We start from the raw sequence: 1736 nt of genomic DNA, 5'->3' as shown, positions 1-1736 counted from the left end.
GCGGCGATGGGACCCTACACATCAACATCGATGCGGACCCTGACAGGGACAGGGAAGCGCTGATAATCCATGTCGCATCCGACGTTGAAGCGAGAGGCGTGAGAACACTAACGCCGTTTATTGATGGCGAGCCAGAAACATCTCCGCTGCGAGGGAAAAAGGTGACCCTCAAGGCGTTCTTCGACGCAGGAGCGCGACACCTGCCACGATTTGTTTTCGCTTATTACTCGGGCCAAAGTGACCGCCTCTATGAGGTGTTCAAGCCATATCTGGAGACCTTTGACAGGCAGCTTCGGCAGGGCAAAAACCCCGGCTTGAAACGGCTCTTCTATGCGTTGCCAGTCCATAGCCAATTTGTCTTGTTGGCGTTCCTGATCCAGCAGTCAAATGAGGTTCGAGAATTCCTCGCCGATCATCTCGGCATTGATCCAGACGAGGGTATAGAATCCGTCCTGTTCGTCCTTCGTCAGCCACCGTGGAAGTCCAAAGAAGGTGACCCAAGATTTTGGTACGCAAAGGGCGTTGTCGCGGATTTCTTGAGCCGACTTCAGGATATTGCCCTTGCTCCGATTGAAACGAGCCGCCGCGTGGACGTGTCGCTGTGGAGCAAAGAAACCCTTCAGTTCAAGTATCTCTACGTCAAGGATATTGAATCCCTGCGCGAGCTCGTCGGCGCACAGCGCCCAGCTGAGTTCTTCCGGGACATGGAAAGCACCCACGTCTCGCAACTTATCGAAGAAGTGCGCATACGCGTGCGCCTCAAGAAAAACGACGGGACTGTAACATTCCGAGAGCTGAGCGAAGGAGAGCAGCAGCTGTTGACTGTGCTTGGCTTGCTGAGGTTCACGGCCGAAAGTGAAAGCCTCTTCCTGCTTGACGAGCCTGACACGCACCTCAACCCGCGCTGGGCGGTCGATTACCTCAGCTATCTTCGTAGGTTCGCCGGACAAAATGACGGTGACCGTGAGAACAGCCACATCCTGATCACAACACATAATCCGTTGGCAATCGCCGAACTCGCCAAAGAGCAGGTGCAGATCCTATATCGGACGCCGGAATCAAAAGTATTGTCAGAAAATCCGGCGCTCGATCCAAAGGGGATGGGCTTCGCGAATATTGTCACCAGCGACATGTTTGGTTTGGGCACAAGTCTCGATCAGCAGACCAATGATGACCTGGTCGAATTGCATAACTTGTCTGCCAAGACTGATTTAACTGATCAGGAGCGGACCCGGATCGCAGAATTGCGGAAAGGACTTGAAGGCTTGGACTTTAATTTTGCGATGCGAGACAGGCTTGAGCAGGAGTTTCTTCGAGCTCGGTTTGACCTGGCAAACGATGGAGAAATGAACGGCGCAATCGTAACTCCGGAGAACAAGGAAAGAGCGCTACAGGCTCTGGTCGTCAGCCTGCTCTCAGATTTGCAGCAGGAACGCCCTTGAGGTTCATTGCCGTCGCACTCCCTCCAAATTTGCCGAAGAAGTGGTCCAAAGTTTACGCTGGCCGAACGACTGCGCTTGCGGGCAAAGCCACCCAGCAGCTGCGCGCCGAATATTTGAATAAGACTACAAGCTGGGGCCGCTTGAAATCGTGGCTGTCGAATTTGAGCTATGAGAAGTGCTGGTATTGCGAAGGTAAGAGTCCTCGGTCGCCTTTCGACGTGGATCACTTCCGGCCGAAACTTGGGGTCACTGTCGATGGCCATCCCCTTCCCGGGGGGTTCGGCTATTATTGGC

General features: G+C 54.0%; 1 protein-coding gene and 1 pseudogene. Both read left to right on the top strand.

All coding sequences use genetic code 11. The features are described from left to right. On the top strand, positions 1-1442 hold a 1442-nt coding region (locus AC1DUU_RS31215), incomplete at its 5' end, for an AAA family ATPase (RefSeq protein WP_476787177.1). After that, positions 1439-1736 (top strand): annotated as a pseudogene (locus AC1DUU_RS31210) (hypothetical protein); the annotation flags it as partial. The gene AC1DUU_RS31215 and the pseudogene AC1DUU_RS31210, both read left to right, overlap by 4 nt.

The organism is Aminobacter sp. P4_H6_2 (assembly GCF_056400805.1).
Note: the sequence above shows the minus strand (reverse complement) of the source record. Positions and strands in the feature narration are given on the sequence as shown.